Origin of the sequence: Dyadobacter sp. SG02 (assembly GCF_900109045.1) — a bacterium.
In the GTDB taxonomy this organism is placed as follows: Bacteria; Bacteroidota; Bacteroidia; order Cytophagales; family Spirosomataceae; genus Dyadobacter.
In genome coordinates, this window is sequence record NZ_FNYL01000001.1 from 74,549 (window position 1) to 98,933 (window position 24,385).

Below are 24,385 nucleotides of genomic sequence, written 5' to 3' on the forward strand. Positions count from 1 at the left end.
TCAAAACCCAACTAAAATCGCAAATATGACTTTTGTCATGTTTTTAGATAAATTTATTCGCATATATTTGTCGAAATACTTCAATAATTTACTCAACGTTATTAAAAAAGGGCTTCTACATGGAAGCCCTTTTTCTTAATGGTTCATTGCGGTTCCGGTTGCATGGCCGCCATGTTGTTCGTGCGGATTTGCGGCTTTTCCCACTTTGTTATAGTCTTTCAGAATCTTTTTAGACTCCTCCGTTCCGATCGCCTCCACGCGCTGGATCATATAAGGCAGCATTTTTGGAAATTTCGATTTTTCGGCCAGTTGCAATGCACGTTTCGCATCGATTGGCGCCAGCGGTTCGGCTGCGTACCATTCCATGAGCGGCAGGTTGTGATCGTCCTTGTCTTCGGCCTTTTGAACCAATGCATCGAGCACGTCCCAGCGCTGCGAAGGATCGAGGCGCAGCATTCCGGAAGTCAGGTAAAGCCTTACCAGCTTGGAATTGTCCTTCTGCGCTATTTCAGCGAATTTTTTCAGTGTTTCGGGCGAAACGGATTTGTTTTCGGTAAGAAGCTGTATCGACCAGCTGCGAATGTACTCGCTATCGTTTGAAAGCAAATCCGCAAGTTCCTTTTCCGTGAGTCCCTTCGTCACGTGGAGCGTCCACAATGCGCGGAGTTTGCGGGTTTCGTCCGGGTTTTTCGCGAGAATCTCTTTTAATGCTTTGTGTACTTTTTTATTGGGACCGCGTTCCTGCAAAATGGTGCGTGCCTGACGAACATACCATTCGTTAGGGTTCAGCTGGTAGTTGACGAGCTCCATATCCGACGCTTTCGACAAATCCACTTGCACCCATTTGTCATTGTCGTGGGTTATTTTGAATATCCGGCCCATGGTTTTGTTGTGTACATCCGGGTTCGGGCTGTGGCATTGGTTCTTGTCGTACCAGTCGATCGCCCACACGGAACCGCTCGCATCATATTTAAAGTTCAGCCATTGCGACCAGGAATCGTTCATCGCCATGAAATCGTTTTTGTGGGTGGCCTCATAACCGGAGCCCGAGCGCGTGAGATGGTCCATATTGAGGCGTGCACCGTTGATATTGTTCATGAAAATATCGTTACGGTACTCTTTGGGCCAGCTGTTGCCGAGGTAAATCATCGCTCCCGCATGCGCATGCCCGCCGCCTGCGGACGCCGAGCGGAAGTTACCGGCGTGCGGCCCGCGTTCGCCTACCCAATGCACGTGGTCGGCGATGGTTTTAATGTCGTCGTAAGTGTAAGGATTGAAATGCTTCCCAGCCTGCCGCTGGTAGCGTGCGCCCTGGATCACGTGGTACATGTGCGGGATCACGCACACGGTGATGAACGGATGCCCGTAATCATTGAAATCAATCCCCCACGGGTTGCTCGATCCTTCGGCGAACACTTCAAATTTGTGGGTAGTCGGGTGGTAACGCCATACGCCGGCGTTGATTTTCGTCCGCTCGGAATCCGGCGCCCCGGGCTTGCCTACATTGGAATGCGTGAATACGCCGTGCGTGCCGTAAATCCAGCCATCGGGCCCCCAGCGGAGGTTATTGAGCACTTCGTGGGTATCTTCCAGGCCCCAGCCGTCGAGCAATATCTGCGGCGGGCCGGCGGGTGTGTCATTCTTGAAATCGGCAGGAATAAACAGCAGATTCGGTGCCGAACCTAACCATACACCGCCCATTCCCACTTCGATACCGCTGATGAGGTTGAGGTTTTCGGCAAATACCTTGCGTTTGTCGAGCGTACCGTCGCCATCAGTGTCTTCAAAAATCAGGATTTTGTCCCTTCCCTGGCCTTCCGGGGCGCGTACGGGATAGGTATGACCTTCTACTACCCAAAGTCTGCCACGGTAATCGACCGTGAAACTGATGGGCCTGATAATGTCCGGTTCCGCGGCGGCCAGGGTGACTTTAAAACCGCTCGGCGGGGTCATTGCCCTGGCCGCGTCCTTACCCGACAAACCGGCATTCAAAACCGGGTCCAATGGTGGCAGAATGATGATATCCTTCTGTTTCAGCTCATTGGGAAAATCTGGGCGGCTAGGGTAGAAACGGAAATCATCGAAATTGATGTGCGCCCATTTGTCGTTCGCAATGTAGGGTATTTGCGAAATACCGGTCTCATTATCGACGATCCGGATGAAAATTTCTTTGTTCTGATAAGGTTGAAGGTCCACCACCGCCGGTTGCAACGTGGCTCTGCCCTGCCCGGTAATATGGTACACCACTTTATTATCCGCGGCCGTCACGATTTCCACGCGCGTGTCCTGCAATGCACCGCCCGACACCCTGAATGCAGCGAAAGGCTGCGTGACCTGGAATGGCACGGACGTGAGTGTGCCGGTCTGTTTGTAATTGAGCGTACCGCCGCTGCTGAGGAAATATTTTCCTTCGTAACCAATATTCATTTCCTTTTCATGAACAGGCGATGGATCGGAGCTGAAAAGTGCATTGGTGAATGCATCGCCCGTCGCCGTCCAGTTTTTCAGGTCGCCCGTTTCAAAACCCAGGTTCAGCGGCTGACCATCCTTCACGGGCAGCTGACCAGCCACTGTCTCGTTGGAAATAACGCCTTCCACCACCTCGAAACTTCCCACCATCCCCGCCGCGCGGTGCCCGGGCACGGAGCAGAAATAGGTGTCGCTTTGCTCCGCCTTGAAAGTAATGCTCGTGCTGGTACCCTTTTCGATGATTACTTTGCTTTTGATACCGAGCTTTTCCAGCGCGATATCGTGCGTCATGAGCTCACCGTTCGTAATGGTGATCCGGACGCGATCGCCTTTATTGGCCTTCAATGTGGGGTTCCGGGAACCATCCTTGGCAAAAAAGCCGAGCATGGTTGCTTCCAGTGCGTAGTCGCGGTCGAATTTTTCGGTGGTTTGTGTGGTACTTGTCTTTTGCGCAACAACTTCCTGCGCGGGGACTGTCACGATGGCCAGGGCCAGCGGGACGAGAATGTGTGTCAACCTGATCATATTTAACTATTTAGGAATTTCGGCTTTCAAAGTTGAGGAATAAAGGAAGGCTGTACTATGTTTATACTTATTTGAAAAAATTCACCTTTGTTTTTGAAAAAATTCCTATATTTGGGTTACTCAATCTCCTTTGTTATGAAAGCCGCTGCTCAACCCGGTTCCAATTTGAAATCCAAATTCAACCACATTGACATGGACAGCAATTTTTCAATGGTGCTTTCTGCCCGCAAAGGGTTGCACACGAAAGTTTTCTACGATTTCGCCGAGGCTATCAAAATGCCCGAACGGAGATTGGCGGCGATCATGAACGTTTCCGCGCGTACGATCAGCAACTATAAGGAGGCCCAAAAGCCTTTGGAGCCGCTTTATGGCGAGCATCTTTTGAAATTAATCTCCCTGTTTGAAAAAGGAGAAGCGCTTTTCGGCACCATCGACGAGTTTAACTACTGGCTGCAAAAGCCATTCTGGAATTCGACGGAAAAGCCCGCTGACTGGCTGACTACCGGTGGCGGGGTGGATTTTCTGAACGAGGAGCTCGATCAAATGGCGGAAGGTTACCCTGCGTAAAACATGCTCGTATTCCGCATCGTCCATAAACTTTATGCGAATACCCTGTTTGCTTCCGGAATGCGGGGGCGGTGGAACAGCGCGGGCAACAAGGTGATCTACGCATCTGAAACGGTCCCGCTTGCGCTGCTGGAAAACATGGTAAGAAGGCAGGGCGTCGGGTTCAATACGGATTTCAAAATCATGTTTCTCGAAATACCCGACGATGCTGTAATCGATTCGATCGCCGAGCGCGACCTCGAACCCGGGTGGCGCGATCCGAACGACTATTCGCAATGCCAGCCACCGGGCGACCGATGGTTCAATGAATGCAAAGCACTCGCGCTGAAAGTGCCGTCGGCGGTAATGCCCCTTTCATATAATTATGTGATTAATACCCTGCACCCGGACTATTCGCGGGTAAAGCTTATAGAAGTAACCGACCTGATGCCGGACCCGCGGATTGACGATATTTTGAAAAAATATACCCCGACAGGCAAATAGCTCATTTACCCGAAGCGACCTGGTTTTCGGCAATCCGCAATTCGGTAATCTTCCTGATCAAATCCAGCGGGATGGGCTTGTTCAGCGGGAAATGCACCGAACTTTTCGATCCCTTATAACCAGAAAGTTCAGCAGAAAGCGTGGCGAAGATTTTCTCCGTAACGGGGTACAGCGCAATGTGCTTCTTCCATCCGGCAAAATAAATGAGGTAAGTCCCATTCAAATTGAATGTAGGCATATCGTACGAAATCGTCTCCCCGGCCCCGGGAGCGGCGTCCCTGATGACCGCACGGATATCCTGTAATGCCTTCTGCACATCTTCCGGAAAGGTTGCAATGTACTCGTCGATCGAACGGTGTTTCGCGGCCGCCATAACCTTGATAGTTAGTGATTTGAGAAGTTAGGAAAACCCGGATTCTTCTCCAACAGTTTCTCGCAGCCGTCATCTACACAAAAAACCTGCATCCTACTCAATCGCCTGACTTAGAATGGTTTTCCAGCAATAGTTTTGGGACATCATTTTACTAATCTCTATGCCATGAAATTGATTTTACTACTCTCAACCTTAATTGCCTGGCTCGCTACGGTCGTTGTGAATGCACAAGTGCCCCAGGAAATCAACTACCAGGCGGCGGCCCGCGACGCAGGCGGCGTACCGCTCACGAATCAAACGATCCGGTTGAGGCTCAGCATCCGCCAGAATGCCCCCGACGGAAGCACACATTACAGCGAAACACGGACTGTCACCACCAATTCGCTCGGCTTGTTCAGCCTCGCCATCGGTTCCGGCGGGGCAACGGATGTGATGGGTTCGATGGCCGCCGTACCCTGGCATGACGGCACCAAGTTTCTCAAAGTGGAAATGGACCCGGCCGGCGGTAATGCATTTACGGATCTAGGCTCTACGCAACTCGTGAGCGTTCCCTTCGCATTGAGCAGCGCCGATAACCAATGGCAGGTAAATGGCTCGGGAATCAGCAACAAAAACAGCGGCAATGTCGGTATCGGCACCAGTACTCCCGATCCCAGCGCCCTGCTCGACCTGAAAAGCGACTCGCGCGGATTACTGCTGCCCCGGATGTCGGCGAGCCAGCGAACGTCGCTTTCGCAGCCTGCTACCGGTCTGCTCGTTTATCAAACCGAAGCTCCGGAAGGCTTTTACTATAACAAAGGAACACCCGCCGCACCCGATTGGCTGCTCCTGGGCGGTACCGGCCCGCAGGGGCCTCAGGGCGCAGCAGGCCCGCCGGGGATCATTCAAAGTTATTACAATGCGGGAACTACTGTTTTCCCGTCCAGTACGCTTTCCTTCATCACTGAACCCTTGGAAGTGACGATACAGCAGGGGCAGACGGTATTTGTGACGGCTTCGAGGGCATTGGGCGGTTATGCGCCCGCTAGCGAGCTGGGTATTTATCCGGCCTGCCAGAATGTGGCCCCCGGCAGTGCCATCCAGACACTCGATCTCGGAATGTTCGGATTACAAGTACCTGCGAACACCCGGGCGATCTTTTCGGTCAATGGGGTATTCAAGGACCTCCCTCCCGGCACCTACCGTTTTGGCATGGCAGGCGTTACAAGCAGCCCGAACTGGACCAATTCGGAATGGGGCTACACCAGCGTACTTGTTTACTAGCAAGCCCTATTTACATCATGAAAAAACTACTACTGCTTGTAAACCTGCTGCTGGTGCGTGAATTATCCGAAGCGCAAAGTCTGGGACTACCGGTCGTTACCAGCGGCCATGGGTCGCAAAACTCGGGTAACGTGTTTTTGGAATGGAGCATTGGCGAAGTGGCCGTCGCGACGCGTAAGTTCAGCCCGAATATCCTTTCGGAGGGATTTTTACAACCCGACCCCTCCTATGCTTTCCCTGTGAAGCTGATCTATTTTAATGGAAAACCCGCCGGTGCTTCCAACGAACTAAACTGGGCGACTTCCGAGGAAACCAACAACAGCCATTTCGAAGTGCAGAAATCACCGGACGGCATTCATTTTCAACTGATGGATCGGGTTGCCGGTGCAGGAACCGTCTACGCGAAGAAAACCTACCAAACCATGGACGGTTCGCCGTACCCACACACTTATTATCGCCTCAAACAAGTCGACTACGATGGTACATTTAGCTTATCTTCTATTATTTACATTCGGCAGGCTGATCATTCCGGTTTTGCATTATACCCCAATCCGGCGGCTGACATGCTGTATTTATCGGGCGGGAAAAATGGCGGGCCGCTGCATATCACTGTTTTCAAAACCAGCGGCGATGTGGTATTACAGCAGACATCGGATGCGGGAGATCATATCAGCTTAAATATCCGTCAGCTGTTGCCCGGCTCGTACCTCATCCAGGTTTGCGGGCTGTTTGCGCTACCGTTGTGGAATTCCAGGTTTGTTAAACTCTGAAACCTTATTTAATAGGCGGTAGGCGAGTGACCGGAAAATTAGTCGCACATGCTGCGATCGACATAGGTCTTATTGCCATTCGAATTAATGTAATAACAGCCTCCTCGCGGACCACGGATGTATTGCCTGCGCACGTGGTATTCTGTTTTCCGTTTGGAAGTAATGTGGTCGATCAACTTTGCCGATTGCTCATTCGATTGTGTGGTCAAGGAAGTTTGAGGGCTGATGTTTTGTGTATTTGAATCACGTTTCAACTCAATCAGCGCTTTGATCAGTTCATTGGCCTGCTCTCTCGAACGCTTGATTTCCTGGTCTTTTTCATCCAGCATTTCGTACAGACGGTTCACATTTTGCTCGCAGTCATTCTTGCCGAAGTCCGCGGTAGTCGCTCTTGTAATGTTCTTGTCAGGACCTGTTGTTGACTGGCCAAAAGAAACAAATTGAATAAATAAAAGGATGACTGCGGAAGCGAGGAAAGGTTTCGGATTCATGAGATTTAAGGTTTTGATTTTACATTAATGCCGCTAGTTCCTCTCACCTTACTACCCGAAAGCAAAAAAATTTCTACTTTCGGAAATGTCTAAAACCAAACTATCCCTTATCATGCTCGCATTTGCAGCGGGCCTGGGCCTGGTGGCCCTGAAAAGCAGGAATACAACCGAAAATCCGAAAGCAGCCAAACGTCCCAACATTATCGTGATTCTCGCGGATGACATGGGCTATTCGGATATGGGCTGCTACGGCGGCGAGGTCCGCACGCCAAACCTGGATTACCTTGCCCAAAACGGCCTGCGGTACCGGCAATTTTACAATACCTCCCGTTGCTGCCCTACGCGCGCGTCCCGGCTCACGGGCCTGTATAACCAGCAGGCGGGGATCGGGAAAATGACCGAGGCCGAAAACCAGCCGGGTTACCAGGGACACATTACGGAAAATACGGTGACACTCGCAGAGGTGCTCAAAACGGCAGGCTACCAGACAGGCATGACCGGTAAATGGCACGTTTCTAACACATTTACACAAAAGACTCCGCAGGAACAGCTGGCCTGGCTCAACCACCAGAAGGAGGTCGGCCCTTTTTCTCCCATTGAACAATACCCCACCAGCCGCGGCTTCGATAAGTATTTCGGGACGATCTGGGGTGTCATCGATTTCTTTGATCCTTTCAGCCTGGTGAATGGCAAAGAGCCTGTGAAAACCGTTCCCAAGGATTACTATCATACCGACGCCATCAACGACACGACGGTCGCTTATATCCGCGATTTTTCGAAATCCGACAAACCGTTCTTCCTCTACGTAGCCCAAAATGCGCCGCATTGGCCATTGCAGGCGAAACCGGAGGATATTGAAAAATATAAGGATACCTACAAGGGCGGCTGGGAAACGATCCGCAAGGCTCGTTATGAAAGAATGGTCAAAATGGGCCTGATCGACCCCAAAGTGACCAAATTGCCTGAGACCGCAGCCGGTGCTTTGAAATGGGAGGATAACCCCGACCGCGAATGGGACGCCATGGCAATGGCCGTCCACGCCGCGATGATAGATCGGATGGACCAGGGGATCGGCCGCATTATCCAGGCATTAAAACAAACCGGCGAGCTGGATAACACCTTGATCCTCTTCCTGACCGACAACGGCGCCAGTCCCGAGAACTGTGCCAGATATGGCCCGGGATTCGACCGCCCGAGCGAGACGCGCGACGGTCGGAAAATCATTTATGCAACGGAAAAACAGGTGATGCCTGGACCGCAAACCAGCTACGCTTCCATCGGGCCGCGTTGGGCGGGCGTGGCTAACACACCTTACCGGTATGCGAAGGCCGAATCGTTTGAAGGTGGTGTGAATACGCCCATGATCGCATTCTGGCCTAAGGGTGTTACGGCTAAAAAAGGAGGTTTCAGCGATCACGCGGGTCATGTGATGGACCTGATGGCGACGTTCTGCGAACTTTCAGGCGCGAAATATCCGAAGCAATTCAAAAACAAGGATATCAAGCCCACAACCGGCCTGAGCCTCGTCAGTTCGTTCTCAGGAAAACCTTCGAAAGGTCATTCGGAGCTGTTCAACGAACATTTTGGCGCCCGATATGCACGACAAGGAAACTGGAAACTGGTTTCCCCCGCCGCCGATTCGACCTGGCAGCTATACGACCTTTCGACCGACCATTCGGAAACCCGAAACCTGGCTGCAGCCCATCCTGAAAAAGTAAAACACCTGGCGGGTCTTTGGCAGCAATGGGCCAATACCCACCATGTATTTCCAAAACCGGGCAAGCCGGCAACTTCGAAGTAGGAAACTACCGGCCCTGACTAGGCGTCCCCGACTCAGCGGCCCTGACTGCCGCCGGCATTTGTCACCATCGAACTCGTGGTGAAAATGGTGCCGGCGGTGCCGGCCGTGTAGGTCCCGGATGTGTATAGTCCGTAAAAGTCGGTTGTGCTTGCCGTAGTGCCGCCGGTGTAAACCTGGTAGCTCGTTCCCTGCTTTAATTTGGGGCTTGAAAACAGCATTGTGTTGTACGCTCGCGGAATCGTAAACGTCATCACTTCGCCATCAGACGAGCGGATGTGCATCAGTTGGTTGGCCGAGCCCGGGCTGAGGATCACCGATGGCTGGGTACTGACATTCGCAGTAGGCGAACTTGTTGCGCCACCGGTACCGATGAGTATCCCACCGGTAATTTTGAATGTGTTTCGGTCGCAATCGAAACCTTCTTCCGGGCCGCCGGCGGCAATGGAAATGATCCTGCCGCCGGTGATCGTCATCGGGCCGTTGGAGTCGATACCATCGTTGGAAGAGCTGTACACGTAGATATTGCCACCATTTATGTAAATGAAACTGCCTGCATTCAGTCCGTCGTCGGTGGTTTGGATATTGAAATCGCCGTTATTGATCGTCAGCACGCTTTTGCTTTCGATCCCCTCCCCGGCCGATGATTTGATATTGAACGTTCCGCCATTGATGGTCACGAACGGATCGATGGTCGTGTCGGTATCATAGCTGGCTGTAATGGCTTTATCGGCCACATTTAAGGTGAAGTCGCCATTATTGATCACAATGTAGCCTTCTTCGCACTGGATACCATCGCCCGCCGCGGCAATGCTGACCGTTCCGCCGTCGGCTATGAATGCGTCGTTGGCATGGATACCGTCCGACGCCGCACCGGTAACTGTAATGGCGCCGCTGATAATGCGTATATAATCGTCACTGCAAATGGCGTGTTTATAATTGCTCTTCAGATTCAACGTACCGGTTCCGCTGAAAATCATTTGCCCTTCGCTGAAAAGCGTGGCCTTCACATCCTCCCCGCCACTGGCCGTATAGCTGGCGCCGTCGGTGAGCGAGTTGGTGGTATTGCCGTTCAGAACAATGAAAGCACGTTTTTCCGACTGGATATTGATTGCCGGACCATCGGCATTAGTAATGCTAACACCATCGAACGTAAGCTTGAATTTCTTATCGCTGTAAATCTTGACGGAGCCATTCGCGGTGGTGCCGGACAGGACGTATTCCACTTCCGCCGCAGTCGCATTAATGATCACATCGCCATTGGACTCCGTAACCTCCACGCCATTGCCAGCCAGCGGATTGGTAATGGTAACAATGCTGCCGAAATTGATCGAAACGACCGTTGAAAAAGTAGAATTAGCCAAAAGGTCATCTTCATCGGCCGCGGTACCACTATCGCCTTCCGGCGCCGCCGATGCGAAACTGACGCTGTCGATGTTCACCGAACCATCGGCATTGGTATTGCCGGGATCGACTACGGCATCTTCGTCTTTGGAGCAGGCCAGGCACGCCGCCATCACCAGCGAAGCCAATACGGCCCTTGTAAATTGTGAAATTCGGAAGTTCATACTGAGTTATAATTGGTGCGTAGAATTGTTAATTACGCCTCAGTACGCCGGCGCGTCCATGTGTGACGCATTGCTGGTAATTTTTGTATGTGTACTAAACCAAAAGTATAGATTCTCAAAGCACCAGCTTATACCCTCTCCCCCGAATGTTAATAATTTGGATTTTAGGATCTTCCTTCAAATAGCGCCGGAGTTTGGTAATGAAAACGTCCAGGCTGCGGCCGTTGAAGAAGGAATCGTCGCCCCAGAGTTCGTTGAGGACTTCGCTGCGGCCCAGGACTTCGTTGCGTTGCTGATAGAGGCGGCGGAGGAGTTCGGCTTCGCGGTGGGATAGCGTTACTTCCCGGTCGTCGACAGCGAGTTTTTGTTTGGCGGGGTCGAAAATGTAGCGGCCGATTTTGAGCGTTCCGTTCACTTGGGTGCGGGACGCCCCTGTGCGCAGGAGCGCATTGATGCGCGCGACGAGCTCGTCGAGGCTAAATGGTTTTTTGAGATAATCGTTTCCTCCCAATTCAAAACCGCGAACGACGTCCGAGGTCTGAGAACGCGCGGTGAGGAACATAATCGGCGTATGCGGGTCGTCGCGACGGATTTGCTCGGCCATGGTGAAACCGTCCATGTCGGGCATCATGATGTCGGCGACCACGATATCGGGGTGGTGGAGGCGGTATTGTTCGAGGCCTTCGGCCCCGTTGGCGGCGTAGAGCACATCGAAGCCCCGATAAACAAGGCTGTCTTTTACAATCATCCCCAGCGCGGGCTCGTCCTCGATGAATAGTACAGTCGCCATTTTTTAGAATTTTAACACAAATGCACTACCCTTCCCCGGTTCGCTGGCCAGACTAATGCTTCCACCATGTTTCTCGACCACTTGCCGGACATAAGCCAGCCCGAGGCCAAAACCTTTTACCTGATGCAGGTCGCCCGTAGGCACGCGGAAGAAACGATCGAAAACGGATGCCTGGTAGGCTTTTGGAATGCCGATACCGTTGTCGGCAACAGTAAGTTGCCAGCCACCGGGTTCCTGTTCGTAGTTGAACGATATGGTCACGCGCTCGTAGGAATACTTGATCGCATTGTCGATGAGGTTATTGATCACATTTCCGAAATGCATCCTGTCGACCTGCACCATCGTTCCAAAGGGGATATGCATATTAAAAACCACCGTTTTAGCAGCCTTAATGCGGTGACTGGCCGCGAGTTCACAGAGGATTTCGGCCAGACCGACCGGCTCAGTCCGAAACTCGAAGTCCTGCTTTTCTTCCACCGCCAGGTTCAATACTTTTTCGACGAGATCCGAAAGCCTTTGCAGGTTATTTTGTGAGATATGGAGATATTCCTCCGTCTTGCGCGGATCGTTCAGCGCCCCGAAGTTCAGCAGCGCATCTACGGCCGCATTGACGGTTGCAATGGGCGTTTTGAGCTCGTGGGTCATATTGTTGATGAAATCATTCTTGATATCGGAGAGCCTTTTCTGGCGCATGATCGTGCGCAGCATAAACACGAAGCAACCCGTCGTGAGCAGCAAGAGCAACAGGGAACATCCCAACAGCCAGCCCATACGCTTCAACAGGTAGGGCACCGGCGTTTCGAAAGTAGCCTGGACGAACAAATGCTTTACCGGGTTGATGGGCAACGGTAAAGTCCTGAACCGGTCGTCGCTCTGCCTGCGCAAACCATTAAAAATGATCACGTTATTAGACCCGGACTTCGGAAGAATGTACAAGGTATCCAGCAAAAACGCGGCGTGAATGTCCCTTCTGGCCAATTCGGACTGGTAGGCTGCATAAATCTTCTTCAAATCTACCCGGCCGCCCTCCTTCCATTCCTGCACCACAAACCTGGAAATGCGCCGCGCAAGCGTGTCCGCCGGTGCGACGATCACACTATCGTTGTTGAATTGGTAATAAAAACGGGAACTCTCGCCGCTGCGAACGCCCAACCGCCTCACTACCACACGCGCCTCGCGGCCAGCCCGGCCCGATGCGCTTTTAGGGATATTACCACCGGGCGGTTCGTTGGGGACGTAGCCGCCTGGCGGTTTCCCGGGAACGTCGTGTTCACGCATCAGGATACGCGCATGATCCAGTTGCTGCCCTTCGACTACGTGGAACAATGCATCCTGAACCACATTACCGAACTGCTGCCGGTTGAGCCGGTACGTCGTCAACAGCCAATACGCCTGAAATGCATTGATCGCGACAATGCAGGCGGTCATGAGCCAGAAAATCGATCGGATACGGCGGTTGGTCATACCGCAAAGCTAAGCTTTCCCCCCGGATGATTTCCGGGGCCTTAACACTATTTAACACAAAATAGCATTGATTAATAAGGCATTTTAACGCAGCAGCGAAATGGCAGGCGTTTCTTTACGGTGAAAGATTTTAACCCCGTCCAACTCTCTCACCAGCTCGTAATGCCGCCGCACATATTCGCGCACTATCGGCACTTTATCATGCGGAAGGAAAAGATGCCCGCGCTCCGAGTAATCGCGGATCATCGCTTCGATGAAGATTTTAGGCTTATTTTCTTCCATATCTTCCACAAAATCACGGGTCCAGTGCGGAACAAGCGGCGATTTCATAGAAAAATGGAAGGTGTGCACATCACGGTATCCCATGGGCCGCTGCGAGCTCACCAGCAATCCGTCGCGCCAGCCCCATACCACCACGGGATCGGACGAGCGCGTGTGCGCGACAATGTGCCCTACCACCTTTTTGTCCGTGTCATTTCGTTTGTCGTAAGCCAAATCTCCTTCGAGGTATTTGAGGCTCACAGCTGTTTGGGCCATGCCGCCTAGCAAGAGCAGCGCTATCGCATACTTTTGTACCAACGGTTGGCTGACGGACAGAAACAACGCCACAAAAATCAGCAACGGAACAAAGAGAAAGAGTTTATAATGCTCAAAATTGTTCCCCGATTGCAGCACGGCATAGATGCTCAGCATCAAAAACAAGAAGGCAAAAACGAACGGTATCCAATTGATTCTGAATGTTGAACTCCATTTTTTAAAAGACAAAAACGGCAATGTTGCCGCCAGTGCGGCGAGCGTAAGTACGTAGATACCCGAACTCGTCGCATAGAAAATAAACCGGACGACACGCCCCGGGCTGAACCGCTCGGCTATGGGCATAGAGGAAAACTGCGTCGTGAAGGAATAGTAAAAGTAATTCCAGAAGTAGTTGTTCCAGAACACATCCAACTTACCGCGCGAACCGTAAAACACATTGACCAGAATGGTAGGAAAAAGGCAGCCTGCGAACAATGCGGCCATATTCCGCCAATCCCTCCGCTGAGCCATGGCCAGCAACAAAAATGCCCCCGTGAGCAATCCCATGGGAGCATTCTGAAATTTGGCGTAAACAACGCTTCCCAGCAACATGCCCGTCAACGTTGCGATTGCCGGGCTCGTCCATCGGCGATAGAAGTACAAAAAGAACAACGCGACGCCCGCGGTCACCATGAAAATGCTGCTATGTTCCGAATTGTAAGCCGCGAAAATATGACAGATCGTACCCAGGAAAAGCGCCAGGCTCCAAGTCATGACCAACCCGAGACTCTTCCCGGCAAATAGCTTGCATATCTGATAAAGAAGCAATACCGTTCCCGTCCAGAGTAACAGCCCGATGATTTCGGCGCTGCTGTAATTGACCGGCATACCTGCCCACGAACCGGCAAGCAAAGGTACCACGGTCAGAGGCCTGGCATCGGTGTAATTGAGCAATGTCCAGAGCTTGTCGGGATAATGGTTGATGGCTATGACCGCGCTAAGCCAGGTACTGGTATCGATATCGTATTCCCGGTCGCGCAGAAAGGGCATTCGTACACCCCATATCAGCAGCAGCATGCCGGCGATCCACAGTGCCGAGGTTTTTCCGGAAACTTCGCGGTTGGGGCTATTCATATAAAGCCTATAAATCCACAAAGTCGATAGGAAAAACACGACAAACAGAAACAGTTTGAAGTATAGGTTATAAGCCATTAGTAATCAGAGGGGTGCTAGGTTGAGTTTGTAGAACTAATATAAGGCCCCTTGCTTGATAATGTGTTATAAAATGTAATTTTTTTTAGTTTTCGGGGCATATCTGGCATCGGGAGCATTTTTTATTGAACTCTGGCAGGATCTGTATCTTAACACTACTTAACATTAAATAGCAGAACCTTACAAACCGTCATCTGACCTTTGATCCGTCAAATCAAAACCACGGTGACATTATGAAAAAGTTTCTTTCAATGATCGCGCTGCTTTGTGCGGTCGCTCCGGACATGCTCGCACAGACCTCCGGGCAAATCAGTTACGAAGTCGTACGCAAAATTGACCAGTCACGCCTGCGCTTCATGGTGAACGGCGAAGAGGTGAAACAGGGCGACCCCAACTTCCCGACAGACGTCCCCGATACCCGCACCATCGGGCAGAAAGTGCTTTTCGCCGGAAACTTTGTACGCGAAAACCGCGACGAGGAGAATATGATGAAAAAGGTCATTCAGGAACCAGGCGGTATGCCGCAGATGTCCAATGCCGGACGCCCGTTCGAAGAATATGCGGTGATCGACATTGCAGGTCAGAAAGTCCTGACATTCGTGACCGTCGGGAAAGACAAGGAATCCCATACCTACAAAACCGAAGCACCGATCGAAGCGACAAGCGGCTGGCAGCTCACCCAGCAGACCAAAAAAATCGCAGGTTACTCCTGTCAGAAAGCGGTGGTCAACTATCACAAAGAGCCTTATGCGGTCTGGTTTACGACCGAATTGCCATTCCGCTATTCACCGGTGCCCGGCCTTACGCCTGAAAAGGGCGTTGTGCTACTGGTAGAAGGAAGCCGTGAGCAGTTCAGGGCTACGAAAGTGAGCCTGGGCAAAGTCGACGACAAAGCAGTAATGCCCGATGCGGAGGCCGAAAGTGTCAGTGCGGAGCAAATGACGGACATCCGCCAGAAAGCGATAGCCGATTTTCACCAAAAAATGGGACCCGGCGGTGGAGGCATTTAAACTGATATGCTGCCTCCTGCTGCTCTCGCTGTCGCCCCTGTTTGCCCAGAAAGTCACCCCGGCAGGCGAGATCAGCGGTATCGTGCTCGATTCGGCCTCGCGCAAGCCCCTGCGCATCGCATCCGTGTCGCTCCTGCACGCACGCGACTCCGCATACGTAACCGCAACGACCACGGGCGGCGAGGGCGATTTCCGGTTTAAAAAGGTCGCGCCGGGCCTGTACCGGCTGCTGGTCACATTTATGGGTTACAAAAATATTTCCATGCCCATTACCGTGGTCCGCGATGCCCCGCTGGACGTCGGGGAGCTGCTCATGACCGAGCAGGGCACGCAGCTTAACGAGATCGTCATCAAACAGGAACGAGCGCCTGTGACGATTAGACAGGATACCATTGAATTCAATGCAGGCTCGTTCAAAACGCAACCTAATGCGCAAGTGGAGGAACTGCTGCGCAAATTGCCGGGCGTGGAGGTGGCACGTGACGGCTCCATCAAAGCCAACGGCCAGGCCGTGAACAAAGTACTCGTGGATGGCAAGCCGTTTTTTGGCAACGATCCCAAAATGGCGACCCGCAACCTGCCTGCGGATATTGTCGACAAGGTGCAGATGTACGATCAGTCGTCCGACCAATCGCAGTTTTCGGGTGTAGACGACGGCGACCGCGAGCGGACGATCAACATTACCATCAAGAAAGACAAAGGCAAAGGCTATTTCGGGCAAAACGCGCTGGGGGCAGGGCCCAAAAGCGGCGAACAATCGGCGCGGTACGAGGCTAAGTTGAATGTAAACCGTTTCAACAACCACAATGGCGGGCCTAACCGGCAGATTTCGGTGATCGGGCAGGCCAACAACCTCAACCAGCAGAATTTTAATCTTTCCGAAGGCGGCGGCGGGCCGCAATTCATTGGCCAGCCGGGCGGTGGCGACGGCGGACCTGTGGCGCCTTCCAATATCACCGAAGTAGCCGCATTAGGTGCCAACTACCGGACCGAAAGCAATACCGTGAAATGGGGGAAACGCCCCGAAATGGCTGCCAGCTATTTCGCCAGCCGCGCGGTGACCACGACCGACCAGCAAAGTCATCGCGAAAACATTCTGCCGGGCCAGTCGTTCCTCACGGATCAACACAATTATTCCAAAAATACATTGCTCACGCACCGTATCAACGGCCGTTTCGACCTGCCTATCGACTCGCTGACCAGCCTGCGGTTCACGCCCAATATCAGTTTCCAGACGAAAGATTTGCTCACTCAAAGCGACAGTTATTCCTACCGTTCACCAGCGGATTCCCTCAACCGGGGGCTTACCCGTTACGACCTCGACGGAACCGGACTGAATGGTTATAATAACCTTTTGCTCATGCGGAAATTCAGAAAGGAAGGCCGGTCGCTTTCCGCAAACCTCAACTCAACCCTGACCACAGGCAATACAACGGCTTACAACCGATCGGTCAACACTTTTTTCGACACATTGACCACCCAACCCAGGCAACGCATCGACCAGCGGAATGCACAGGACCAGTTTTCTATGCAAAACACTGTGACCGTATCGTTTACAGAACCCATTTCTTTCACCAAAAAACTGGAATTCAGGTATGCTTACAGCAACAATTTTGCAAAGCTGCTTCGGAATGTGGTTAATAAAACCGAGGAAACGGATCAGTACGACCAGCCTGATGGCTCTCTGAGCAGGAATTTTGCCAATACCTTCGAAACCAACCGCCTCGGCGCCACTTTTCAGACGCGGCGTTTGCGCTACACCATCGCGTTGGGCGGGGATGCGCAGCTGGCATCGCTGCGACCGGTCGACAGATCGACAGACGCCGGTTATCAAACGCTACACACCTATTTCATGCCGAATGCGCTTTTTTCGTACACTTTCCGGGGGAACAGGAACCTGCGGCTGCAATACCGGACGCGCGTCGTTTCACCGGGCATTACCCAGCTGATACCCGTCGCGGACAATTCGAACCCGCTTAATATCAGCATCGGAAACCCGGCATTGCGCCCCGAATACTACCATAATGTTACGCTCACATTCAGCACATCGTCGCGAGGCGGGACGGATAACCTGTTTGTTTTTGGCAGTTTCAACCAAAGCAACAATCGCATCGGAGTTTCCACGCGCACCGACGATTCGGGTGTGCAGGTTACGACGCCGATCAATACACGAGGATTTATGTCGGGAAACGGGTTTGTAGGGCTAAGCAAAAAGATCGAGCCACTGCGGCTGTCGGTTAACCTGAGCACGCAGGGAAGCATTGCACGCAATACGAACACGATCAATGACCTGGATAACGTTACCACATCCACTTCCCTCGGGCAGGGCATTCGTCTGCAGTCCGATTACAACGGCCGGATCGACTACGGGCTGAGCGCACGCATTACTTACCAGCAGGCGCGGTACTCGCTGTTATCCCAACAAAATATGCAGTACTGGTCGCAATATGCCACAGGCGATGTGCATTGGCAGCTCCCAGGCAATTTGGTTATCACAACAGACCTTACCTACACCGGCAACACCGGTCGCGCCGAGGGATACAACCAGCGTTTCCTGCTCTGGAATGCGTCCATTGCGAAACAATTTCTTCGCACGAAGCAAGCCGAGGTGCGGTTGCAGGTGTTCGACCTGCTCAACCAGAACCGCAGCCTCGTACGGAACACTGGCGACGCCTATATCGAAGACGTCCGCAGCCGGGTATTAAAGCGGTATTTCCTGATCAGCCTGGTGTATAATCTCCGAAAATTCGGGGTGTGAAGTTATTGCTTACCCACCACCAGGCGGCCTGTTACCTCGCCGGTGCCGGTGAGCAGATAATAGTAGGTACCCGGGGCAAGCTTCGAAATATCGAGCGGCTGGCTGTCCGAAGTAACCCGGCCCGACAATGCAACTTTTCCGTTAACGTCGGTCAGCCTGAACTCGCCACCACCGGCAGCCAGCCCGTTCGCCAGCGTTACATGACCGACTGACGGATTGGGATACACAAAAAAATTCCTGCGGGGAACCGTCTGCCGCGGCACTTCAATGGACGGACCCACGGAAGTACTGATCAGCCCTTTCTGCGTGGCAACATACAGGCGTCCGTTCGTATATGCGAGGCCGTAAGTGTAATAGCCTGCCAGCGTGTCAACCGTCGTCCATGCCTCCGAAAGTGGAGCGGCAACGGGTCGGCTGTAAACGATGGAATGATTTTCACCGAAGTTCACCGCTGCGTAAATATGCGTGGCATTGGACGTTGCCCGCGAAACGCTCCCGTGCCGCATACTTGCGGGCACATGCGTCCAGGTAACGCCCCCGTCGCTGCTCGCGTAGGCTTTGGAATTGGTAAATGCCCAGATATGCTGCTTCGTTTGCACAAAATCGAAGGTTGTCAGGCCGGGAAGAATGCGGCCGCCATGGTAACGGATCTCCCATTCGGCCGTTTGGTCATCCAAAACCGCGAGCGTGCCGTTGGCGCCCATCCCGCCGATGAGGCTACTGTCGGTGTTGATAATGGCGTTGAAACTGTAACTGCTCCCGAAATCGAGCCCTTTGTTGAATGCAGTCCAGGCAGTGCCGGCCGCATTGAGCTGCTGGATACCCTGGTCGTCGGTGGCGATGTACAGGCTCCCTTTTCTTTCGGCAAACCGCATGGGCGCGGCGCCGGAAAAGCCCTGGGATGCAAAGCGCCAGCTTTTACCATTATCGGCGCTTTCATAAATGCCCTTTCCGTAACCGGTGGCGTACAGCTTGCCTTTGAAGCTGATGAGGTCGTCGATTCCCTCGGGTGCGGGATTGAATTTAGTGGATGCGGCCCACGAGGAACCCCAGCGATTGGCTACAAATACCTGGTTAGCGCTCGCTGCGTGGAGTTTTCCGCCAATGTTGCGTATGGCGTAAATGTCCGTGAACGGGACTTGTTTCTCTACATTCCAAATGCGGTCGCGCGACGCTACGCCGGGCGTCGTCGGATCACGCTGCGCGAATGCATTTTGACAGAAAAATAAGCTGAGAATGAGAAATCCGATTTTCATGGCTGATCAATGTTGTTTAAAACATTATGTCTCGAAAGCCATGGAAATGGTTCGCAGGGGATTGAGTGAACGGTATCAGTTGCCGCATTTGAACGACAAAAAGCGTGTTATGGCAGCCCCATGACACGCTTCTACACTACTGTTCGTTTATCGGCTTATTATTCTTTCTTGAATCGACGTGTTTTGTGCCGTTATGATCGGATTTTCAACTACCATTCTGACCATCAGATAACTAGTAGTTTCACGCTCTCACACAACGTAAAATTAGTTCTATAATACAAATAACAAATATTTCTAACCTATTTTTTTGTAAAATAACAGGGAGCCGTCACTTGCGGGCGTCGCGGGGGAGGTAACCGAATTTTTTCTTGAATGCGGCAGTGAAATGCTGGGGATTTTTGTAGCCGGAAATGGCCGCTATTTCGCCGATCGAGAGTACCGAGCCGGGGTCCAGAATGTGGCGGCGGGCTTCTTCCAGTCGGGTATCGCTGATGTACCCGAAAATGGTCGTACCAAAGAGTTCCTTAAAACCCTCCTGCAACTTCGTACGGTTAAGTCCCGCGACGCGAGCGAGCTCTTCGATGGAAAACGGGTCGTCGATATGGCGCAGCAGGAGGTCTTTTACTTCATACAACTTATCGATATCCGACCGTTTCAGGTTTTTCCTACCGTCTTCGCCCGCATTGATCTGGCTGATCTGCAAAGTCAGCAGCTCCACCACCTTGGCTTCCACAAAAAGCTTTTTCAGCGAACCGGTATACGGGCAATCGCGGACTTCGGCCAGTAACCTGTTCATGGCAGGCGTGATCGGAAAGCTGCGGTTACCCATTACCGCCGGGTGGTTCTTTTCGATATTCTTTCCAAAGTCACGGAGCACTTCAAGATCGTTGTGAAAGAGCCTGCGCAGGAAATCAACCGAAAGCTCGATCTCCACGCTGTAAGACAATGGTTTTTTGAGGTAATGCAAATGGCCTTTCAGCGCGGGGTAAAAAAGCAATGAATGCGTTCCGCCGTAAATGATCGTGTCGATTTCCGATTGGGCTTTGGGAAAATAGAGGCAGCCGGCAGTCGACAGCTCGAAATGCATTTGCAGGTACGGAAAATCGCTTTCGATAATCTGCACGAGATCATGGTCGAGCGCCCCTTCGATCATCGAGAAGATCATACCCGGACAAAAGATCCGGTGAATACGGGAATGAATGCCCAGGTAATCGTACTCGTATTTCTCCTCCCATATTCCCGACCGCTCGTCCACACCGAATCCTTCGGAATATCCCCGCTCGTAGTTGAGTTCTGCAAATTCTTCCGATCTGAATACGATTTTCATCAAACTCTGTTTTTGGCGGCATTAATACTGCTTTTGGCGTTAACCGCACCCGGGGCCGGATCGGTACATTTGCCGTTATTTTTAAACAGTCTTAATTAAGTAAAAGTAATACAGCGTTGAAACCTTTCCTCCTCTTACTAAGATTTTTTGTGGCCATGACGCTCGTATTGCCATTAACCATCTATGCACAAGACACTTACAAAATAAAAGGAATTATAAAGGACAATCGCGGCGAACCATTGATCGGGGCCTCCGTCGCCATCGATGGAATGGACCTCCATGAAATTACCAATGAAAAGGGACAATTCACATTGGCCGTTCCGCGCCGGAACAGCTATGCCGTGAGTGCCCAACACATCGGTTTCAAGCGGGTAACCCGAACGGTACCCTTCGCCCATATCGGCGACCCGGTCACATTGGTATTACCGGACGACCAGACGCAGCTTTCGGAAGTGCAGGTAACCGGCCGCAGCGAGACCCAGGAAGCCAGGTTACAACCCATTAAAGCCGAGGTAATCAATACCAAGGCCGTTCAGGAACAGCCTTCTACACTCGTGGAACTCATGAACCGCTCGGCGGGCATCCGTATCCGGCAAACCGGCGGGCTCGGGTCCAATGCAGGTCTCATGATGAACGGGTTCCAGGACCGGGCGATCAAGAATTTCAAGGATGGTATTCCAATGGATTACCTCGGTGCGGGCTACAACATCGCGCTCGTACCTGTGAACATGCTGGAACGCGTGGAGGTGTACAAGGGCGTGCTACCCACGAGCCTGGGCGCGGATGCGCTGGGCGGGGCGGTCAACCTGGTGACGAAGAAGTCGCTGTACCGGTATGCCGAAGCATCCTGGGAAATGGCTTCGTTCAATACGCACCGTGCATCCTTGAATGGGCTCTATACCGATACTACCCGGCATTTCTTCATCGGCGCGGACGCATTCCTGAACCGTTCCGACAACAACTACAAAGTAGATGTAACGGTTACCGACCACGAAACCGCTGCACGCAGCGAAGCGCAAGTGCGGCTTTTCCATAATCAATTCACGAATTATTATGCCGAAGCTTACGGCGGCCTCACGGGTTTGCGCTGGGCGGATGAATTGCGTGTAGGTGTAACATGGTTCCGTATTAACCGGCAAAATCAATACGGCTCGTCGATGTCGCAGCCCTTCGGTGCGGCGGTGAGCAGGCAGTACTCGGTGATCCCTACCCTGCGCTACCGGAAAACCTTCAACCGGCTGAGTCTGGACCAGTTCCTGACCGTGAGCGACATTCATACCCAGCAGGTAGATACCGTCCGAGGCACTTACGACTGGTTTGGCAATTTCATCCCCAGCCCGTCGCGGATGGGCGAGGTGTCGGCAAACGGCAGTCTTTCCGACATTACATTTTCCTACTTCACTTCGCGGACAAACATCGGTTATCACCTCGACGACGCGCACAAACTGGAAGTCAATGTGGTGTCGACCAACATCAGCCGGGACGGACACGACCCGCGGGGCCTGAAAATGCCCGAAACCGGCCAGGACATTCTTTCGCTGCCTGCCAAATATTACAAGTTCGTCGGCGCGGCCGGGTTGCAGTCTGTTTTCATGAATGAGAAGCTAACCAATAACCTGATCGGCAAGTTTTACTATTACAATACTTCGACTATCAATGTGGATGTGTGGGGCACCGCATTGGGCGAGCACCGTTTTGTTTCGAACAGCAACTTCGGGATCGCGGAAGCATTAAAATTTGCATTGACACCCGGGACGTTTTTCAGGGTTTCGGCCGAGGCGGCCACGCGGCTGCCCGAACAGGACGAAATGTTTGGCGACGGGAATTTCCACCGTTCCAACTTTCTGCTCAAACCGGAAAAGAGCATCAATATCAATGCCGGGTTCCGCACGGAGAAGCGCAATGCTTACAACCTGGAAATCAACACCTTTTACCGCATTACCCGCGACCTGATCATCAAGGTGCCGGTGGATTTTATTTTTACCCAAAACAAAAACGTCAGCGATGTAAAGGGCCTTGGCGTCGAAGCCGATCTGAATGTGAATTTCACCCGTTGGCTACGCGCGAACGGCAATTTTACCTACCAGGATTTCAGGCTGTTCGATACGGGGAACCAGCTGCTGGAAAAAGCGCGGCTGCGCAACACGCCCTATTTCTTTGCCAATCTGGGCGCCAATGCCAGTCTGGACCACATTGCGGGCAACGGAAAGCTCCAACTCTATTACTATTTCACTTTCGTACGCGAATACTACCTCGACTACATCCCCAAATCACAGGAGCCCGATGGCTTTCTCGGGTTATGGGGCAAGGCCCGCCTCGATGCTCCCAACATTGTCCCAAGCCAGGCACTGCATTCCGTAGGATTCACCTATAATCCTGTGAACGAACGGCTTGCATTCGGATTTCAGGCCAAGAATATCTTCAACACAAACGTCTACGACAACTTCCGGATCCAGAATGCCGGCCGCAGCTTTCATATCAAAGTCAATTACACCCTCAGATAAATTTTCATCCATTTTACAATCCAGTTTATGAAAACACTTTTGATTAAATCACTCCTTTTGGCCTTCACGCTGGCGTTTTTCGGATGCTCGTCCGACGACGACAAAGATGATATCACGCCGACGCCCGAGAATGCGAAATTCGTGGTCATGACATCCAGCGACCGCAGCTTCGGCGGCGGCTATTTTTCAACGATCGACGGGATGCCCGGCGGAACGCTACCCACTACCAATGCCAAATCCCTGCAAATTTCCGACGCATTCGGTTTCCGCACTTTTGGTAAATGGATCTTCAACCGCAGCAATGCGGCTGGTGACGAGGGTTTGCAGAAGTTTACCGTTAATGCCGACGGTTCACTCAAAGACGAGGGCTTTATAGCTGGTTCGACCCAATTCCTGGTAGTGAGTGCGACTTCGGGCTACTACCTCGACGAAACCCGCGGAACCCTGAAAATCCAGAAATTCAACCCCACGACAATGCTCCGCACGGGCGAGATCGACCTTTCTGTTGTAAAAAAGGATGGGGTTGAATATCAGGCTGTCGGAAAACATACGATTGCCGCCAAAGAAGGCAAACTGTACCTGAGCATTACCTACGGAACCAACGTCGCCAAAGGCTACGGCGACGACGTGTTCAATTCTATCTTCATCGCTGTTGTTGACATTGCTACCGAGAAATACGAAAAGACAATTACCTATGACGGTCTGAAAGGCATCGGATGGGGCTCGTCGGGCAACAAAATGTGGTCGATCGGCGACGACGGTGCATTGTACCTCTATAATACCGGCCTGAACGTGGCTTTCACAACCACCAACATCATCCGTATCAAGAAAGGTGAAACCGATTTCGACAAAACCTGGAAGTTCTCCACCGATCAGCTGCAAGCGGGAAATTCACTGGCGATCGCATTGGTAAAAGGCGGAAAACTGTATTTCGAAATGGTATCCACGCCTTTGAAACCGGATTTTAGCAACCTCCCGGCCAATCCCATTTTCGATTTCTACACCTACGACATGACCACCAAACAGGTAACCAAACTGGGCGGCATGCCGCAGCACGAGTACGTGTATGCCAACGAACAATCCATTACCGAGATCGACGGCAAAGTCTATCTTTGGGTAAAAAACCAGTCGCAGAATATCGATGGCTACTATGTCGTGGATGGCGACAAGGCCACGCAGGTGTTCAATATCCAGCACCAGGGAGCGATCCAGGGCTTCGCAAAACTGTCTGAATAAACCCT

The 24,385-nt window shown here is 52.2% G+C and carries 18 protein-coding genes; 9 read left to right on the forward strand and 9 right to left on the reverse strand.

Annotated elements, in window-relative coordinates; translation table 11 throughout:
- Positions 1 to 135 precede the first annotated feature (135 nt).
- The gene (locus tag BMW93_RS00310; RefSeq protein ID WP_090373206.1) at positions 136 to 2,994 is read right to left on the reverse strand and encodes a PVC-type heme-binding CxxCH protein; all 2,859 of its coding nucleotides are present in this window, start codon (positions 2,992 to 2,994) and stop codon (positions 136 to 138) included.
- Positions 2,995 to 3,129: 135 nt separating this feature from the next.
- Between BMW93_RS00310 and BMW93_RS00315 the strand changes: the two genes are divergently transcribed.
- Positions 3,130 to 3,561: an antitoxin Xre-like helix-turn-helix domain-containing protein gene (locus BMW93_RS00315; RefSeq protein WP_090373836.1), complete on the forward strand. Its 432-nt coding sequence runs from the start codon at positions 3,130 to 3,132 to the stop codon at positions 3,559 to 3,561.
- Positions 3,562 to 3,564: 3 nt separating this feature from the next.
- Positions 3,565 to 4,044: an RES family NAD+ phosphorylase gene (locus BMW93_RS00320; protein ID WP_090373207.1), complete on the forward strand. Its 480-nt coding sequence runs from the start codon at positions 3,565 to 3,567 to the stop codon at positions 4,042 to 4,044.
- A gap of 1 nt (position 4,045) precedes the next feature.
- Here BMW93_RS00320 and BMW93_RS00325 read toward each other — a convergent pair whose 3' ends face one another.
- Positions 4,046 to 4,417, reverse strand: coding sequence for an iron chaperone (locus BMW93_RS00325; protein WP_090373208.1), 372 nt, complete (start codon positions 4,415 to 4,417; stop codon positions 4,046 to 4,048).
- 165 nt (positions 4,418 to 4,582) lie between these two features.
- On the opposite strand from BMW93_RS00325, the gene BMW93_RS00330 reads away from it, so the two are divergent.
- Together BMW93_RS00330 and BMW93_RS00335 are read left to right on the forward strand one after the other, a co-directional pair.
- Positions 4,583 to 5,680 (forward strand): hypothetical protein, encoded by a 1,098-nt coding sequence (locus BMW93_RS00330; RefSeq protein WP_090373209.1) that lies wholly within the window; start codon positions 4,583 to 4,585, stop codon positions 5,678 to 5,680.
- A gap of 17 nt (positions 5,681 to 5,697) precedes the next feature.
- Entirely contained in the window at positions 5,698 to 6,450 is a 753-nt protein-coding gene (locus tag BMW93_RS00335) for a T9SS type A sorting domain-containing protein (protein ID WP_090373210.1), read from the forward strand.
- A 38-nt stretch (positions 6,451 to 6,488) separates the two neighbouring features.
- Here BMW93_RS00335 and BMW93_RS00340 read toward each other — a convergent pair whose 3' ends face one another.
- On the reverse strand, positions 6,489 to 6,941 hold the full coding sequence (locus BMW93_RS00340) for a hypothetical protein (protein ID WP_090373211.1): 453 nt from the start codon (positions 6,939 to 6,941) through the stop codon (positions 6,489 to 6,491).
- Between the two features lie 85 nt (positions 6,942 to 7,026).
- On the opposite strand from BMW93_RS00340, the gene BMW93_RS00345 reads away from it, so the two are divergent.
- Positions 7,027 to 8,742: an arylsulfatase gene (locus tag BMW93_RS00345; RefSeq protein WP_090373212.1), complete on the forward strand. Its 1,716-nt coding sequence runs from the start codon at positions 7,027 to 7,029 to the stop codon at positions 8,740 to 8,742.
- 32 nt (positions 8,743 to 8,774) lie between these two features.
- Here the strand turns inward: BMW93_RS00345 and BMW93_RS00350 are convergent, their stop codons facing one another.
- From BMW93_RS00350 to BMW93_RS00365, 4 genes are all read right to left on the reverse strand, one after another.
- A complete protein-coding gene (locus BMW93_RS00350; RefSeq protein WP_090373213.1) occupies positions 8,775 to 10,307 on the reverse strand; it encodes a carbohydrate-binding domain-containing protein in 1,533 nt (510 codons plus the stop codon).
- A 115-nt stretch (positions 10,308 to 10,422) separates the two neighbouring features.
- Entirely contained in the window at positions 10,423 to 11,097 is a 675-nt protein-coding gene (locus BMW93_RS00355; protein ID WP_090373214.1) for a response regulator transcription factor, read from the reverse strand.
- A gap of 3 nt (positions 11,098 to 11,100) precedes the next feature.
- Entirely contained in the window at positions 11,101 to 12,561 is a 1,461-nt protein-coding gene (locus tag BMW93_RS00360) for a cell wall metabolism sensor histidine kinase WalK (protein WP_090373215.1), read from the reverse strand.
- Between the two features lie 84 nt (positions 12,562 to 12,645).
- On the reverse strand, positions 12,646 to 14,211 hold the full coding sequence (locus tag BMW93_RS00365; protein WP_229240108.1) for a hypothetical protein: 1,566 nt from the start codon (positions 14,209 to 14,211) through the stop codon (positions 12,646 to 12,648).
- A gap of 311 nt (positions 14,212 to 14,522) precedes the next feature.
- Between BMW93_RS00365 and BMW93_RS00370 the strand changes: the two genes are divergently transcribed.
- On the forward strand, positions 14,523 to 15,299 hold the full coding sequence (locus tag BMW93_RS00370) for a GLPGLI family protein (RefSeq protein WP_090373217.1): 777 nt from the start codon (positions 14,523 to 14,525) through the stop codon (positions 15,297 to 15,299).
- Positions 15,286 to 18,057, forward strand: coding sequence for a TonB-dependent receptor (locus tag BMW93_RS00375; RefSeq protein ID WP_090373218.1), 2,772 nt, complete (start codon positions 15,286 to 15,288; stop codon positions 18,055 to 18,057). Before BMW93_RS00370 ends, BMW93_RS00375 begins: the two co-directional genes overlap by 14 nt.
- 2 nt (positions 18,058 to 18,059) lie before the next feature.
- Here the strand turns inward: BMW93_RS00375 and BMW93_RS00380 are convergent, their stop codons facing one another.
- Positions 18,060 to 19,313 carry a T9SS type A sorting domain-containing protein gene (locus tag BMW93_RS00380; protein ID WP_090373219.1) on the reverse strand — a complete coding sequence of 418 codons (1,254 nt, stop codon included), beginning with the start codon at positions 19,311 to 19,313 and terminating at the stop codon, positions 18,060 to 18,062.
- A 328-nt stretch (positions 19,314 to 19,641) separates the two neighbouring features.
- A complete protein-coding gene (locus BMW93_RS00385; protein WP_090373220.1) occupies positions 19,642 to 20,640 on the reverse strand; it encodes a helix-turn-helix transcriptional regulator in 999 nt (332 codons plus the stop codon).
- 116 nt (positions 20,641 to 20,756) lie between these two features.
- Between BMW93_RS00385 and BMW93_RS00390 the strand changes: the two genes are divergently transcribed.
- Both BMW93_RS00390 and BMW93_RS00395 read left to right on the forward strand, forming a co-directional pair.
- Positions 20,757 to 23,144, forward strand: coding sequence for a TonB-dependent receptor plug domain-containing protein (locus tag BMW93_RS00390; protein WP_218147644.1), 2,388 nt, complete (start codon positions 20,757 to 20,759; stop codon positions 23,142 to 23,144).
- A gap of 27 nt (positions 23,145 to 23,171) precedes the next feature.
- Positions 23,172 to 24,380 carry a hypothetical protein gene (locus tag BMW93_RS00395; RefSeq protein ID WP_090373222.1) on the forward strand — a complete coding sequence of 403 codons (1,209 nt, stop codon included), beginning with the start codon at positions 23,172 to 23,174 and terminating at the stop codon, positions 24,378 to 24,380.
- The last annotated feature ends 5 nt before the right edge of the window (positions 24,381 to 24,385 follow it).